Raw genomic sequence first — 809 nt, 5'->3', positions numbered from 1 at the left:
CTCTTTGCATTGCCTGCCTGATAGCCGGCGCCATTATCGAAACTGTAGGCCACACCGCTGGCGGGCGTATTGATCGTAATCGTCCCCGTCGAGACGGTACAGGTCGGCTGCACTACATTCGCCGTTGACGTAGCAGGAACGGATGGAGCGGCGTTCACCGTAACGCTCACGGACGCTGACTCACAGCCCGAAGCCGTCGAGCGGACTTTGAGCAGGTAAACGCCTGAAGTTAAACCGCTCTTCGTATTGCCTGACTGATAGCTGGCACCGTTGTCAAAACTGTAGGCCACACCGCTGGCCGGCGAAGAAATCGTAATCGTTCCTGTTGAAACGGTACAGGTCGGCTGCACCACACCCGCCGTTGGGTTGGCCGGTACTTCCGGAATGGCATTAACCGTTACGCTCACGGGCGCTGACTCACAACCCGAAACCGTCGAACGCACTTTGAGTTGATAAACGCCTGCCGCCAAACCGCTCTTTACATTACCTGCCTGATAGCTGAGGCCGTTGTCGAAACTGTAGACCACACCGCTGGCCGGCGTATTGACGGTAATTGTCCCCGTCGAAACGGTACAGGTCGGCTGTACAATGTTCGCCGTTGGATTGGCCGGTACTACCGGAACGGCATTAACCGTTGCGCTCACAGATGCTGATTCACAGCCCGAAGCCGTCGAGCGAACTTTGAGCAGGTAAACGCCTGAAGTTAAACCGCTCTTCGCATTGCCTGACTGATAGCTGACGCCGTTGTCAAAGCTATACTCAACACCCGTTGATGGCGAAGAAATCGTGATCGCTCCCGTCGAAACGGC

General features: G+C 56.1%; 1 protein-coding gene. It reads right to left on the bottom strand.

Features of this window, described 5'->3' with window-relative positions; genetic code table 11:
* A partial coding sequence (locus AC23NW_RS36205; protein WP_487455589.1) for a hypothetical protein occupies positions 1-809 on the bottom strand: 809 nt, incomplete at both ends.

Source organism: Arsenicibacter sp. R0_47, assembly GCF_057652235.1.
This window is presented reverse-complemented; position numbering and strand designations above follow the sequence as displayed.